Annotated in this window: 10 protein-coding genes, 1 pseudogene and 2 CRISPR repeat arrays; of the genes and pseudogenes, 9 read left to right on the forward strand and 2 right to left on the reverse strand. The window is 68.8% G+C overall.

Annotated elements, in window-relative coordinates; all coding sequences use genetic code 11:
• Positions 1-273 (reverse strand): annotated as a pseudogene (locus tag ABJK26_RS06265) (IS701 family transposase); the annotation flags it as partial.
• Between the two features lie 114 nt (positions 274-387).
• Positions 388-1,769: direct repeats of the CRISPR family, unit length 28 nt; unit sequence GGTCCATCCCCACGTGCGTGGGGACTAC.
• 181 nt (positions 1,770-1,950) lie between these two features.
• Here ABJK26_RS06265 and ABJK26_RS06270 point away from each other — a divergent pair.
• Genes ABJK26_RS06270 through cas2e form a run of 9 tightly spaced genes read left to right on the forward strand, consistent with a single transcriptional unit; the run spans position 1,951 to position 11,476 of the window.
• On the forward strand, positions 1,951-2,940 hold the full coding sequence (locus ABJK26_RS06270; protein WP_347241425.1) for a WYL domain-containing protein: 990 nt from the start codon (positions 1,951-1,953) through the stop codon (positions 2,938-2,940).
• Complete coding sequence (cas3, locus tag ABJK26_RS06275) at positions 2,937-5,681, forward strand: CRISPR-associated helicase Cas3' (RefSeq protein WP_347241426.1); 2,745 nt, start codon at positions 2,937-2,939, stop codon at positions 5,679-5,681. Before ABJK26_RS06270 ends, cas3 begins: the two co-directional genes overlap by 4 nt.
• A gap of 53 nt (positions 5,682-5,734) precedes the next feature.
• Positions 5,735-7,228, forward strand: a complete 1,494-nt coding sequence (gene casA / locus ABJK26_RS06280) for a type I-E CRISPR-associated protein Cse1/CasA (RefSeq protein WP_347241427.1) — start codon at positions 5,735-5,737, stop codon at positions 7,226-7,228.
• On the forward strand, positions 7,225-7,722 hold the full coding sequence (gene casB, locus ABJK26_RS06285; protein ID WP_347241428.1) for a type I-E CRISPR-associated protein Cse2/CasB: 498 nt from the start codon (positions 7,225-7,227) through the stop codon (positions 7,720-7,722). The genes casA and casB overlap by 4 nt, the downstream gene beginning before the upstream one ends.
• Entirely contained in the window at positions 7,719-8,834 is a 1,116-nt protein-coding gene (cas7e, locus tag ABJK26_RS06290; protein WP_347241430.1) for a type I-E CRISPR-associated protein Cas7/Cse4/CasC, read from the forward strand. The genes casB and cas7e overlap by 4 nt, the downstream gene beginning before the upstream one ends.
• Before the next feature lies 1 nt (position 8,835).
• Positions 8,836-9,507: a type I-E CRISPR-associated protein Cas5/CasD gene (gene cas5e / locus ABJK26_RS06295; RefSeq protein WP_347241431.1), complete on the forward strand. Its 672-nt coding sequence runs from the start codon at positions 8,836-8,838 to the stop codon at positions 9,505-9,507.
• Positions 9,497-10,159, forward strand: a complete 663-nt coding sequence (gene cas6e / locus ABJK26_RS06300; RefSeq protein WP_347241432.1) for a type I-E CRISPR-associated protein Cas6/Cse3/CasE — start codon at positions 9,497-9,499, stop codon at positions 10,157-10,159. The genes cas5e and cas6e overlap by 11 nt, the downstream gene beginning before the upstream one ends.
• A gap of 8 nt (positions 10,160-10,167) precedes the next feature.
• Positions 10,168-11,139, forward strand: coding sequence for a type I-E CRISPR-associated endonuclease Cas1e (cas1e, locus tag ABJK26_RS06305; RefSeq protein WP_347241433.1), 972 nt, complete (start codon positions 10,168-10,170; stop codon positions 11,137-11,139).
• Positions 11,099-11,476 (forward strand): type I-E CRISPR-associated endoribonuclease Cas2e, encoded by a 378-nt coding sequence (gene cas2e / locus ABJK26_RS06310; protein ID WP_347241434.1) that lies wholly within the window; start codon positions 11,099-11,101, stop codon positions 11,474-11,476. Before cas1e ends, cas2e begins: the two co-directional genes overlap by 41 nt.
• 60 nt (positions 11,477-11,536) lie before the next feature.
• Positions 11,537-12,612: direct repeats of the CRISPR family, unit length 28 nt; unit sequence GTAGTCCCCACGCACGTGGGGATGGACC.
• Positions 12,613-12,830: 218 nt separating this feature from the next.
• On the opposite strand, the gene ABJK26_RS06315 is transcribed toward cas2e, so the two are convergent.
• Positions 12,831-13,778 (reverse strand): sugar phosphate nucleotidyltransferase (locus tag ABJK26_RS06315; protein WP_347241435.1); only part of this gene is annotated, 948 nt, incomplete at its 5' end.

Consider the following 13,778-nt stretch of genomic DNA (forward strand, 5'->3'; position numbering starts at 1 on the left):
ATCTCCCTCATCCCCACCCCCCACCATCCCTCCCGGTCCGTCCCGTAAAACTTCCGGGGAATCCGCCGCTTCCCCGTCCGTCCAGGCCAGGACCACCAGGGAAAGCCCGAAGGTCCAGCCCCCCGTAGCCGTGTCCCGCATCTTCTTCAGGCCCAGCTTGCCCGAGCGGTAGCGCCCGATGAGGACGTCGTCCAGGATGAGGTAGCCCCCTTCCAGGCCGCCGAGGTCTCGGCAGAGCTTTAGGGAGAGCTCAAAGAAGAAGGCCAGGGGTTGGGGCTAAAGCTCCAAGATACGGGCTTCGCCCGTGACCTAGAGCGCGCAGAACGGGCTGTGGCATCCGCAAGATGGGACTACGAACACCCCTGCCCGGCTTTGGTCCCCCGTGGTGGGTCCATCCCCACGTGCGTGGGGACTACGTGCGGCATCTCACCCTTTCGCCCTAGGTGCGTGAGCAAGGTCCATCCCCACGTGCGTGGGGACTACTCATGCGCCGCTACCCCGCAGCAGATTCGCGACGGTCCATCCCCACGTGCGTGGGGACTACGCTGAGGAAGCTGTTTCTCGGGCTGAGCAGGCCGGTCCATCCCCACGTGCGTGGGGACTACGGGATAGTGGCGGGTGGGGCGGACCAGGCACGCGGTCCATCCCCACGTGCGTGGGGACTACCGTGCGGAGGCTACGGGGGTAACCTTGGAAGCCGGTCCATCCCCACGTGCGTGGGGACTACGCGATAAAGGCTTTGCTGCTGCTCGTGGGGGGCGGTCCATCCCCACGTGCGTGGGGACTACGGTCGCGGGTGAGTCTTCTGCGGCTCTTTTGTAGGTCCATCCCCACGTGCGTGGGGACTACCCCCTGGCCGGAGCCACCGAAATGAGCGTTGACCGGTCCATCCCCACGTGCGTGGGGACTACTGTCCTTCCGGGGGCGTGGGTTATGCCCGCCTCGGTCCATCCCCACGTGCGTGGGGACTACGCTGATATGCGGCGGCGGCGGCGTTGGCTGGTCCGGTCCATCCCCACGTGCGTGGGGACTACGGCCGCTCGCCGGGGCCTCCTGGACGGCCGTCCGGTCCATCCCCACGTGCGTGGGGACTACGATTTGTCGGTGGGCCTTTCCTCCGAGGCTGGCCGGTCCATCCCCACGTGCGTGGGGACTACCAGCGAATCGCGCTCATGGGGCTTTCTCAGGACGGTCCATCCCCACGTGCGTGGGGACTACGCTCTCGCGCGCTGAGGTTCAGGCCTTTTTTCGGTCCATCCCCACGTGCGTGGGGACTACGTCCTGATTTATCTGATTGGCTCTCTGGCCATCGGTCCATCCCCACGTGCGTGGGGACTACCCTCCGGGAGAGGAGCCCCCGGATCGAGGGAAACGCGGTCCATCCCCACGTGCGTGGGGACTACAAAACCGCCACGAAGCGCATCCCAGAGAGAGGCGGTCCATCCCCACGTGCGTGGGGACTACTAGCGTTCGCCGCCTCGCGCAGGCCCTCTCCGCCGGTCCATCCCCACGTGCGTGGGGACTACTCGGTGGACGCGATAGTCCGCGATTTGGTTGCTGGTCCATCCCCACGTGCGTGGGGACTACGTCTAGGATGACCACGCTGTTGCGGTTTATCCCGGTCCATCCCCACGTGCGTGGGGACTACATGCAAGCCCCCCGCATCTATTCTGCAAGCGCCGGTCCATCCCCACGTGCGTGGGGACTACTCCTTCCCTGGCAGGGGAAGAAGGTGGTGGTCGGTCCATCCCCACGTGCGTGGGGACTACACTTGACCAGGACGGCGAAAACGCCCGCTCACCCCCCGTTATGTGTCTTTTTGGGACTAGGAGCAGGTAAACTTGTCAAGGTCCACACCCCCAGCAGGGAGATTCGGAAAAGGGGGCTACTCCTAGCCTAGCACGGTCAAAGCTCGCGCGGCAACTCTGGAAACCCCGTTAAACTTTTGGCATGGGACAGGAGGCGAGGAGCACCCGTCTGCTTCAGCTGGCCGAGGCGCTCAAGCTCCGGCCCATGCGGGTGGCGGAGCTCGCCCGCCGCTTCGGCGTGAGCGAGCGCACCGTGGAGCGGGACCTCGAGGCCCTGAAAGCCCTCGGTCACCCCGTGGAACGCCTCCGCCGGGGGGTCTACGGCATCCGGGACCTTCCCCCTCCCCTCCACCCCGTGGAGGCCCTGGCCCTCTTCGCCGCGGGGAGGCTCATCTACCACCAGGCCCCGACCCACCAGTACCGCACCGCCCTGGAGAAGCTCGCCCGCGCCCTGCCCCAACCGCTTCGGGAACTCCTTCTGAAGAGCGCGGAAGGCCTGGAGGCCCGCCACGGGGATAGCCGCACCCTGGAGCTCGCGGCCCGAGCCCTTCTGGAGAGAAGGGTGCTGGCCTTTGAGTACCGCTCGGGCGGCTCCAGAAACTGGCGGCCCAAGGAGCTTCTGGTCTACTTCCTGGAAGCGAACCGCGCCAACCTCGGCCTCTACGCCATCGGCTACGAGCGCTCCTTCCACAAGGCGGTCCACACCTTTAAGCTCTCAAGGATGCGCAACGCCCGCCTCCTGGAGGAGACCTACGAGATCCCCCACGACTTTGACCCCAGGGCCTACCTGCGCCAGGCCTGGGGGGTGGTGGGGGTGCGGGAGAAGGGGGTGGAGGTGCGCCTCCGCTTCGCCCCGGAAGCCGCCTGGCGGGTCCTGGAGGGGGACTACCCCGGGCTTCAGGTGGAAGGGGAGCTGGAAGACGGCAGCCTCCTCGCCCGCCTCGAGGCCGCCCCCTTCAAGGACGGGGTGCCCTACGAGGTACTGGCCTGGGTCCAAAGCTTCGGCCCCCGGGTGGAGGTGCTAAGCCCCCCGGAGCTCCGGCACCGCTGGCTGGAGGAGGCGAGGCGGCTCTTGGAGCTCTACGGAACCCGACAGGAGGTGTCGGGAACGCCTTCTAAGGTGAGCGTATGAACGTGAAAGAAGCAGCCCTGGCCCTTTGGGCCAAAAGCGACCCCTTCCACCCCCTCCTCGCCCACATGCTGGACGCGGCGGCGGTGGCCCAGGCGGTGCTCTTCCGCGAGCCCGAGCGGACCCGGGCCCTATACGCCCAGGACTGGGGCCTCTCCCCGGAGGAGGCCGTGGCCTGGGTGGCCCTCCTAGTGGGCCTCCACGACCTGGGCAAGGCGAGCCCCGTCTTCCAGGCGGCCTGGGAGGAGGGGGCGAGGCGGGTGCAGGCGGCGGGCCTCCCCCTGGAGGAGGGCCTGGAGTGGGTAGCCCACGGGGTCTTCACGGAGCTCCTCCTGAAGCGGCTCCTCAAGGAGAAGGGCCTCCCCGAGCGGGCGGCCAACGACCTCGCCGCCGCCCTCGGGGCCCACCACGGCTTCTTGGCCAGCCCCGAGGAGAAAAAAGCCGCCCGCCGCCAGCTCAAGCAGGAAGACCCCCTCTGGTGGGAGGTCCGAGGGTGGCTTCTGGAGGAGCTATTCCAAAAGCTCGGGGTCCGGCTCCCAAAGCTGGAGAGCGGGGAGGCCAGGCCCGAGGCCGTGCTCCGGGTTATGGCCCTGGCCTCCTTCGCCGATTGGGTGGCCTCGGACCCCGGTTTTTTCCCTTACGGCCGGGACCCGCTAGCCCCGGACTACTTCGGCGGGGCCCAGGACCTCGCGGCCAAGGCCCTGGACAGCCTGGGCTGGAAGCCTTTCCGCCTTCCCCCAAAGCAGGACTTCGTGGAGCTCTTTTCCTTCGCCCCAAACCCCCTGCAGGGCGCCCTCCCCCAGGTCTTAAAGGAACCGAAAGCGCCCGTTTTCCTCCTGGTGGAGGCCCCCATGGGCATGGGCAAGACGGAGGCCGCCCTCTACGCCCACCACCTCCTTCAGGGGGCCCTCCACCATCGGGGCCTCTACTTGGGCCTGCCCACCCAGGCCACGGCCAACGGCCTCTTCCCCAGGGTCCAGGCCTTCCTGGAGCGCGTGCTGGAGAGGCCCGAGGTCCAGCTCCAGCACGGCACCGCCCTCCTCAACCCCCACTACGCCGGGCTCCTGGAGCGGGCCCGCCCCGCCCAGGTGTGGGACGAGGGGGAAGAAGGGGGTGCCGTGGCCTCGGCCTGGTTTTCCGCCCGCAAGCGGGCCATGCTGGCCCCCTACGGGGTGGGCACCCTGGACCAGGCCCTCCTCGGGGTGCTCCGGGTCAAGCACCACTTCATCCGCCTCTGGGGGCTCATGAACCGGGTGGTGGTGCTGGACGAGGTGCACGCCTACGACGTCTACACCTCGGGGCTCCTCCTCTCCCTCCTCAGGTGGCTCAAGGCTCTGGGCTCCAGCGCCATCGTCATGACCGCCACCCTGCCCCCTTCCCGCCGGAGGGCCCTCCTCGAGGCCTGGGCCGGGAAGGCCTTGCCCCAGGACCTGGGAGCCTACCCCCGGGTGGCGGTGGTGGAGGGAGAGGCCGTGCGCCACGCCTCCCTACCCCCCGCTCGGGAGGTGGAACTGGCCCTGGAGCGGGTCCCCGTGGGGGTGGAGGAGGTGGCAGAGGCCCTGAAGGAAGCCCTTCCCGGGGCCCTCGGGGCCATCGCGAACACCGTGGACCGGGCCCAGGCCCTCTACCTGGCCCTGGGGGAGGGAACCCCCCTTACCCTCGAGGCGCTGGCGAGCCGCCTTGGGGGCATCCCTGGCGGGCAGGCCTGGGAAGAGGTGCGCCGGGCGCTTCCCGAGCGGAAAGACGAGGTGGTGGGGAAGGTCCTATCGGACGGCACCTTGGTCTTCCTCCTCCACGCCCGCTTCCCCGCCGAGGAGCGGGCCTTAAGGGAGAGCGTGGCCCTTGCCCTCTTCGGCAAGGGGGGGCCGAGGCCTGAGAGGGCCATCCTGGTGGCCACCCAGGTGGCGGAGCAGAGCCTGGACCTGGACTTTGACCTCCTCTACACGGACCTCGCCCCCGTGGACCTCCTCTTCCAGCGCTCCGGGAGGCTCCACCGCCACGAGCGGCCGAGGCCCGAAAAGCACGCGGGGCCCAAGCTCCTCCTCGGCGTGCCCGAGGGTCTGGACTTCGGAAAGCCCCTCTACTGGGACTCGGTTTACGAGGACTTCGTTCTCCTCGCCACCTGGAGGGCGCTTTCGGGACGTGACCGCCTTCGTGTGCCCGGGGACCTCGAGGCCCTCTTGGAAGAGGTCTACGAGGCGGAGGACCCCGGGAGCTTCCCCGAGGGTCTGCGGGAGCGGGCGAGGAAGAGCCTGGAGCGCCTTCGGGAGCGGCGGGACAGGGAGAAGGTACACGCGGAAAAGTTCTCCTTAAGCAGCCTGGACCGCCTCCTCGCCTACTGGGACGAGGGCGCCTTGGTGGCCCAGGAGCGCCTCGAGGACGACGAAGAGAAGGCGGAGACCCAGCGCCTCCTCACCCGCCTGGGGGACCCCAGCGTGGCCGTAGTTCCTCTCTTCCCGGTGGGGAATGGGCTTTTCCTGGACCGGGAGGGGTGGCGGAGGGCGCCCCTGGAGGGGGAGGTCTTTCGGGAGGAGGCCGAGGCCCTCTTCCGGCGGGCGGTGCGCCTTTCCCGCTTCCCCCTGCCCCAGGACCTCTTGAAAGAGGAGGCTCCCCCCGCCTGGCGGAAAAGCGGCCTCCTGCGGGGCCTCCGCCCCTTGGAGGTGGGGCGGGTCTTCGGGTCCGGCGCGGGGGCCTTCCGGGTAGAGCTGGACCCGGAGCTCGGGGTGGTCTACCGGCCCGTTTGAATCCGTCAGCGGATGTCGGGAACCGGGATTAGCCTGGGGAAGGAGGTGAAATCTTGGAGCCCAAGTTCAACCTGGTGGAGGAGCCCTGGATTCCCGTCCTAAAGGAGGGGCGGGTGGTGGAAGTGGGAATGGGGGAGGCCCTCTTGCGGGCCCACGAGCTCACCCGCATAGAGACCCCTTCCCCCCTGGAGGAAGCCGCCCTTTACCGCCTTCTCCTGGCGGCGCTCCACCGGGCCCTCATGGGCCCCCGCCGCCTGGAGGACGTACTGGACTGGTGGCGGGCCGGGCGCTTTCCCGAGGGGCCCATCCGGGACTACCTGGACCGCTTCCGGGACCGCTTCTTCCTCTTCCACCCCGAGGCTCCCTTCTTTCAGGTGGCGGACCTTCCGGAGGAGAACCCTCTTCCCTGGAGCAAGCTCCTCCCCGAGCTCGCGAGCGGCAACAACCCCACCCTCTTTGACCACACCACCGAGGAGAACCTCCCCAAGGCCACCTACGCCCAGGCCGCCCGGGCCCTCCTCGTGCACCAGGCCTTCGCCCTAGGGGGGCTCCTCCGCCGCTTTGGGGTGGGCTCGGCCAAGGACGCTCCCGTGGCCCGCCCCGCCCTTTTCCTGCCCACCGGGGGGAACCTCCTGGAAACCCTCCTCCTCAACCTCGTGCCCTACGCGCCGGAGGAGGACGCCCCCATCTGGGAGGTGCCGCCTTTGAGGCTCGCCGACCTCGAGGGCGGCAAGGCCCGGTGGCCCCTCTCCGGCAGGACCCGGGTCTACACCTGGCCCGCCCGGGGGGTGCGCCTCCTGGACGAGGGGGACGGGGTGCGCTTCATGGGGTATGGCCCCGGGGTGGAGCCCTTGGAGGCGCTTCACCGCGACCCCATGGTGGCCCAGCGCTTGGACGGCAAGGGCAACTTTCTCGTCCTCCGGCTTTCCGAAGAGCGGAGCTTCTGGCGGGACTTCTCAGCCATGCTCCCGAGGCAAGGCGGCAAGGTGGCGGCCACCCTCGAGCACGCGGACAACCTCCAGGGGGAGCTGGAGGACGCTTTACCCTCAGGGAAGCACCCTGAGGAGGCCAAAGAGGCCCGGGTGGCCTTGAGGGTGCTGGGCCAGGTGACCGACCAGGCCAAGGTCTTGGACCTGCGCCGGGAGGTCTACCCCTTGCCCCCAGGACTTCTTTGCCCAGAAGGCGAGGCGAACCTGGAGAAGGCCTTGAAGGAGGCCGAGGAGCTGGGGCAGGGCCTGCGGGGCCTCGCCTTTAAGGTGGCCCGGGCGGTGGTGGGGGAGCGGGATTCCAACTTCGCCCGCTCCCTCCCCTTGGAGCGCCTCTACTGGCACGCCCTGGACGGGGCCTTCCCCGGCTTTCTCGCCCGGGTGGCGGAGGAGGCTTCCCTAAAGGGGTGGCGGGAGGAGCTCAAGCGCGCGGCCCGGGAGGCCTGGGTGGCCACCCGCCTTTTCCTGGGCACGGGGGCGCGGCACCTGAAGGCCCTGGCCCAGGGGGAACAGGAGTTTGGGCGCCTACTTGGGGCGCTCGGTAAGGAGGTGGGGACGTGAGCCAAGGGGAGCGGTTTTTGGCGTGGCTGGAGCGCTTGAAGGCCCAGAAGACTTGGACCCCGGCGCGGGCGGCCCTTAGGCGCAGCCTGGCCTTCCCCCCGGGGACCTACCCCAAGGCCATGCCCTACGTGGAGCCCTTCGTGGAGGGAGAGGGCTGGAAGCGGGAGGCCCACTACCTGGCGGCGGCCCTCTACGCCCTGAAGGACGGGGAGCACCGGAAGGAGCGGACCCTGGCCCGGGCCCTCCGGGAGAAGGCCCAGGACTCAGGGAGTGTGGAGAAGCGCTTCCTCGCCCTTTTGGAGGCGGACCGCGACCAGATCGCCTTCCGCCTGCGCCAGGCGGTGGCCCTGGTGGAAGGGGGGCTGGACTTCGCCCGGCTTCTGGACGACCTATTACGCTGGTTTTCCCCGGAGCGGCCCGTCCAGGCCCGCTGGGCGAGGGAGTTCTACGGCGCCGAGGCTTCGGAAGAGGAAAGGAAGGAGGTGGAGGCGTGAAGCTTCTGGAAGTGCACATCCTGCAGACGGTGGCCCCGAGCAACCTGAACCGGGACGACACGGGAAGCCCCAAGGACGCCCTCTTCGGGGGCTTTAGGCGGGCCAGGATCTCCAGCCAGGCCCAGAAGCGGGCGGTGCGGGTGGCCTTTAGGGATTGGCCCCTCCTTTCCGAGGAGGAGCGGGCGGTGCGGACGAAGCGGCTCGTGGAGGAGCTTCTCCGGAGGCTTGAGGGCGTGGAGGAGGAGCTTGCCCGCCGGGCCATAGAGAACGCCCTGAACGCCTTGGGCTTCGGGGTGAAAGAGGGGCGGACGGAGTACCTGCTCTTCCTGGGGAACCGCGAGCTGGACGCCCTGGCCCAGGGCATCCGGGAAAACCTCGAGGCCCTCTCGGGGGAGGTCAAGGGGAAGAAGAAGGCGGAGGTCCCCTCCGACCTCAAAAAGGCCCTGGAGCGGGTCCTGGACGGCGGCAAGGCCGTGGACCTGGCCCTCTTCGGCCGGATGCTCGCCGACCGGCCCGAGCTCGGGGTGGACGCCGCGGCCCAGGTGGCCCACGCCCTAAGCACCCACAAGGTGGACCGGGAGTTTGACTTCTACACCGCCGTGGACGACCTCAACCCCAAGGAGGAAACGGGGGCCGGGATGATGGGGGACGTGGAGTTCTACTCCGCCACCCTCTACCGCTACGCCGTGGTGGACCTGGACAAGCTCGTGGAAAACCTCCAAGGGGACAAGGAGCTCGCCCTCAAGGGGGCCCTGGCTTTCCTCGAGGCCTTCGCCCTCACCCTGCCCTCGGGCAAGCAGAACAGCTTCGCCGCCCACAACCCGCCCCTCTTCGTGGCCTTCCGGGCCGGGGAGGGGATGCCCCGGAACCTGGCCACGGCCTTTGAGGCCCCCCTGCGGCCCAAGGAGGACCAGCCCCTTTCCCGCCTCTCCGCCCAGGCCCTCCTTAAGGAGTGGGCCAAGTTTGACCGGGTCTACGGGCCCCTTGAGCCTGAGTGGAAGGGCGCCCTGGACCTCACGGAAGCGGAAGGGGACGGGGTTCCGAGGCTGGAGGACCTGAAGGCCCTCAAGGAGAAGGCGAGGGAGGCCGTGAGGGCGCTTTTGGGGGTGTAGCGTGCCCACCCTCCTCCTCAGGCTCCAAGGCCCCCTGCAGTCCTGGGGCACGCGGAGCCGTTTTGACTACCGAGATACCTGGACCTACCCCACGAAAAGCGGGGTAGCGGGCCTCCTGGCCGCCGCCTTGGGCCGGGACCGGAGGGAGGACGTCTCCGACCTGGCCGCCCTCCGCATGGGGGTGCGGGTGGACCGGAAGGGGGTGCTCAAGGTGGACTACCAGACCGCCCAGGGCGTCCTCGCCGCCGACCTCAAGGCCAAGCGGGACGTGCAGAGCTGGCGCTACTTCCTCTCCGACGCCGCCTTCCTGGTGGGCCTCGAGGGGGACGAGGGGCTCCTTGGCGAGCTTCACGACGCCCTGAAGAACCCCCGCTTCCCCCTCTACCTGGGCCGCAAGGGCTACGTGCCAAGCCCCCCGCCCTACCTGCCCGACGGCCTCCTCGAGGCCCCCCTGGCGGAGGCCCTCAAGGCCTACCCCTACCTGGGGAGGGGAAGGCCTCAGGGGGACCTCCTCCTGGCGCTGGAGGCCGAGGAGGGCCGCCTGGTCTACGACCAGCCCGCGGGGCCCTTCAGCGAGCGGCGCTTCGCCGCCCGCTACGTGCGGGAGGAGGTGCTTCCCAAAGAAGCGGTGCCGGAAGGCCCCCCTAGGTGGGAGGTGGCCCATGTGGGTTAGCAAGCTCGTGCTCAACCCCGCCTCCCGGGCCGCCCGCCGGGACCTGGCGAACCCCTACGAGATGCACCGCACCCTCTCCAAGGCGGTGTCCGGGGCCCTTGAGGAAGGGCGGGAGCGGCTTCTCTGGCGCCTCGAGCCCGCCCGGGGCCTGGAGCCCCCCGTGGTCCTGGTGCAGACCCTCACCGAGCCCGACTGGGGCGTGCTGGAGGAGGGGTACGCCGAGGTCTTCCCCCCGAAGCCCTTTGAGCCCGCCCTCCGCCCCGGACAGCGCCTCCGCTTCCGCCTCCGGGCGAACCCCGCCAAGCGCCTCGCGGCCACGGGGAAGCGGGTGGCCCTGAAGACCCCGCTGGAGAAAATCGCCTGGCTGAAAAGGCGGCTTATGGAAGGGGGTTTCCGGCTTCTTGAGGGAGAGGAGGGGCCCCTGGTCCGCATCCTCCAGGACACCTTTCTGGAGGTCCGCCGCAGGAAAGGGGTTGCTTCGCCGTCAGGCGAACACCGAGAGGAGGGCGAAGGGAGGCTTGTGCAGGTGCAGGCGGTGCTCTTTGAGGGGCGCCTCGAGGTGGTGGACCCAAAGAAGGCGCGGGCCACCCTGGAGCGGGGCATAGGCCCCGGCAAGGCCTTGGGCCTCGGCCTCCTTTCCCTCGCTCCCTAGGAGGGCCCATGCCCCCCGTCCCCAGCGCCAGGAACCTCAAGGAGCTTCCCAAGTTCCGGGACGGCCTCTCCTACCTCTACGTGGAGCACGCCGTGGTGGAGCGGGAGGCGGGGGGCATCGGCATCTACGACCAAGAAGGCCTCACCCTGGCCCCGGTGGCGGGGCTTGGGGTCCTCTTCCTGGGCCCCGGCACCCGCATCACCCACGCCGCCATCCGCCTCCTCGCGGAAAACGGGTGCACCGTGGCCTGGGTGGGGGAGGGCATGGCCCGCTTCTACGCCCAGGGCCTGGGCGACACCCGGAGCGCCGCCCGCCTCTACCGCCAGGCCCGGGCCTGGGCCGACCCGGCCCTGCACCTCCAGGTGGTGATGCGGCTTTACCGCATGCGCTTCCCCGAGCCCCTGCCCGAGGGCCTGACCCTGGAGCAGGTGCGGGGCCTCGAGGGGGTGCGGGTGCGGGAGACTTACGCCCGCTGGAGCCGGGAGACGGGCGTGCCCTGGTACGGTCGGAGCTACGACCGGGGCGACTGGCGGGCGGCGGACCCGGTGAACCGGGCCCTCTCCGCTGGGGCGAGCTACCTCTACGGCTTGGCCCACGCCGCCATCGTCTCCTTAGGCTTTAGCCCCGCCCTGGGCTTCATCCACACGGGGAAGCTTCTCTCCTTCGTCTACGACATCGCCGACCTCTACAAGGCGGACTACTTGGTGCCCGCCGCTTTCCGCACCGTGGCGGAGTCCGAGGAGGGGGTGGAGCGGAGGGTGCGCCGGGCCCTGCGGGAGGCCATCCAGGAGGGGAGGCTTTTGGAGCGGATAGCGGAAGACCTTCTTAACCTCTTCCGGGGCCTGGGCCTCCCCGAGGAGGAGGACCCGGTGGAAGAGGACCCCACCCGCCCTGGGGGCCTTTGGGACCTCGAGGGGGAGGTGGAGAGCGGAGTGGCCTATGGTGGTGATGATCCTGGAGAAGGTTCCGAGGAGCCTTAGGGGGGACCTCACCCGCTTCCTGGTGGAGGTGGACACCGGGGTCTTCGTGGGCCGGGTCAGCGCCACGGTGCGGGAACTCCTCTGGGAGCGGGCCGTGGAGAAGGCCGAGGGTGGAAGGGTGGCCCTGGCCTACCGGACGAACAACGAGCAAGGCTTTGCCCTTCGGCTCCACGGCTACCCGGATCGCTTCCTGCGGGACTTTGATGGTATAGTGCTGGTGAGCGTTCGGAACGCCGAGGCGATGCGGAAGGCAGAGAAGTTGACTCGGCAAGTGGAGAGGTACCAGAAGCGCCTCGCCAAGGGTTCCGAAGGGGATCTTGAAAGCAAAAACCCATAACTCCTCCTAAAAAGACACATAAAGGGGGGTTAGGGGTCATTTTTGCCGTCCTGGTCAAGTGTAGTCCCCACGCACGTGGGGATGGACCGATAACCACCCAGGTCCACCAGGAGGTGAATGTGTAGTCCCCACGCACGTGGGGATGGACCGGTAAGCATTTTAGGAACTATGTCAGAAGAAACGTAGTCCCCACGCACGTGGGGATGGACCGGCGGCGACCAGAAAGAGAACCAGCCAACGCCGGTAGTCCCCACGCACGTGGGGATGGACCGCGCCAACCAAGGGCGTCCAGGAAGCGAGCCCTAGTAGTCCCCACGCACGTGGGGATGGACCGGGCGCCCTCCCCGTGGCGGCGGAGGGCCTCGAGTAGTCCCCACGCACGTGGGGATGGACCGGTCAGGGGTCGGCGGGATATGCCTCGGGCTACCGTAGTCCCCACGCACGTGGGGATGGACCTGCTATGGCTGAGGCCGGTGTGGCCTCTGTTCGGGTAGTCCCCACGCACGTGGGGATGGACCTCACCAGCAGCAACGATGTCGGCCACGAAAACCCCGTAGTCCCCACGCACGTGGGGATGGACCTTTTTCTGCTTGGGTTTAGAAGCGTATTTCCTAGTAGTCCCCACGCACGTGGAGATGGACCGGCGAGCCTGCCCTGGCCTAAACGCCCCCCCCAGTAGTCCCCACGCACGTGGGGATGGACCGGAAGATGGGGTTGCCGTGGCTCCTGACCCCTCCCATCGTAGTCCCCACGCACGTGGGGATGGACCGGCGGGTCCGCTCTCGAGGTTCGAGGGCGGGTCGTAGTCCCCACGCACGTGGGGATGGACCGACCACCTGGCTCCAGGGCGAGGTGGAGCGGCTGTAGTCCCCACGCACGTGGGGATGGACCGCCGCCGGACGACTGCTGCGTCCCCGGCACCCTGTAGTCCCCACGCACGTGGGGATGGACCGGAAACCCTGAGGGTGTATTCCCGTCAGGACGTGTAGTCCCCACGCACGTGGGGATGGACCGGTAGCGCATGGGCCAGTATTCCACGCCCCACAGTAGTCCCCACGCACGTGGGGATGGACCGAGTACGCCGCTTGACCTCTTTGCGCACCACCCGTAGTCCCCACGCACGTGGGGATGGACCGTTATTCAGGGTTACTGGACTTACGCCGACATTCCGCACCCCTCTTTCTTGGCCTTAGGATTTTGGGATGGAAACCACACCCGACCTACAGGTGTACGACTTGGGCCACCTGGGCCTAGCGGCCAGCATCGTGGACCGTATAGGGCTGGTCCCCCTGGTGGACGAACAGGCCCGGGCGATATTACCTGCTGGAGTGAAGGGAGTGCGGAATGTGTGTTTTTATCGCCTATTTTCCAGAAGCCGCAAAAGCTCCCGCACCTCCCGGGCCCGGTCCTTGGGGACCACCAGGACCTCGTCCCCCACCTTGGCCACCACCAGCCCGGAGACCCCCAGGGTGGCCACCACGCCCCGGTCGGCGTAGACCACGCAGCCGAAGGTGTCCAGGGCTACGTGCCGCCCCTCCCCCAGGACCACGTTCTCGTGGGGGTCCTGGGAGAAGACCCGCTCCAGGGCCCGCCAGTTCCCCACGTCGTCCCAGGGGAAGCGCCCGAGGACCACCCGCAGGGCCTCCGCCTTCTCCATCACCCCGTAGTCAATGGAGATCTTGGGAAGGCCGGCGTAGACCCGTTCCAGAGGCTCCCCCCCAAGGAGGCGGGCGAGAGCCTCGGCGTGGCTCGGCAGGTGGCGGCGGAAGAGCCCGGCCATGGTGGCGGGGGCGAAGGCGAAGACCCCTCCGTTCCACACGTAACCCCCCCTTAGGTACTCCAGGGCCTTGGCGTAGGAGGGCTTCTCCACGAACCCCTCGCCCCGGTACCAAAGGCCCTCCTTAGGCCCCAGGCGGATGTAGCCGTACTCGGTTTCCGGGCGGGTGGGCCTGAGGCCTAAGGCCACCACATACCCCTCCTCCGCCGCCTCCAGCATGGCCGCGAGGGCCTCGCGGTAGGCCTCGTCGTCCCCCACGTAGTGGTCGGCGGGGAGAACCAGAAGGCGGTCCGCCCCCTCCTTCAGGGCCTCGGCCACCCCCAGGAGCACCGCCCCCGCAGTGTCCCGGCCCAGGGGCTCAAGGAGAAGCCGGACCCCGTCCGCATAGGGGCGGGCCACCGCCTCCTGGTCCCGGCGCACGGCAAGGAGGGTGCGCTCGGGGGGAACGAGGGCCAGGGTGGCCTCCAAGAGGGTCTTCCCCTCAAAGAGGGGCAGGAAGGGCTTGGGGCGGTCCTCCCGGGAGAG

This window comes from Thermus sp. (assembly GCF_039793865.1).
Classification (GTDB): Bacteria; Deinococcota; Deinococci; order Deinococcales; family Thermaceae; genus Thermus.

Bases quoted from the DNA above. Each gene is read 5' to 3' on its own strand.
- ABJK26_RS06270 (WP_347241425.1), top strand. From the start codon at position 1,951: ATGGGACAGGAGGCGAGGAGCACCCGTCTGCTTCAGCTGGCCGAGGCG.
- cas3 (WP_347241426.1), top strand. From the start codon at position 2,937: ATGAACGTGAAAGAAGCAGCCCTGGCCCTTTGGGCCAAAAGCGACCCC.
- cas6e (WP_347241432.1), top strand. From the start codon at position 9,497: ATGTGGGTTAGCAAGCTCGTGCTCAACCCCGCCTCCCGGGCCGCCCGC.
- cas1e (WP_347241433.1), top strand. From the start codon at position 10,168: ATGCCCCCCGTCCCCAGCGCCAGGAACCTCAAGGAGCTTCCCAAGTTC.
- cas2e (WP_347241434.1), top strand. From the start codon at position 11,099: ATGGTGGTGATGATCCTGGAGAAGGTTCCGAGGAGCCTTAGGGGGGAC.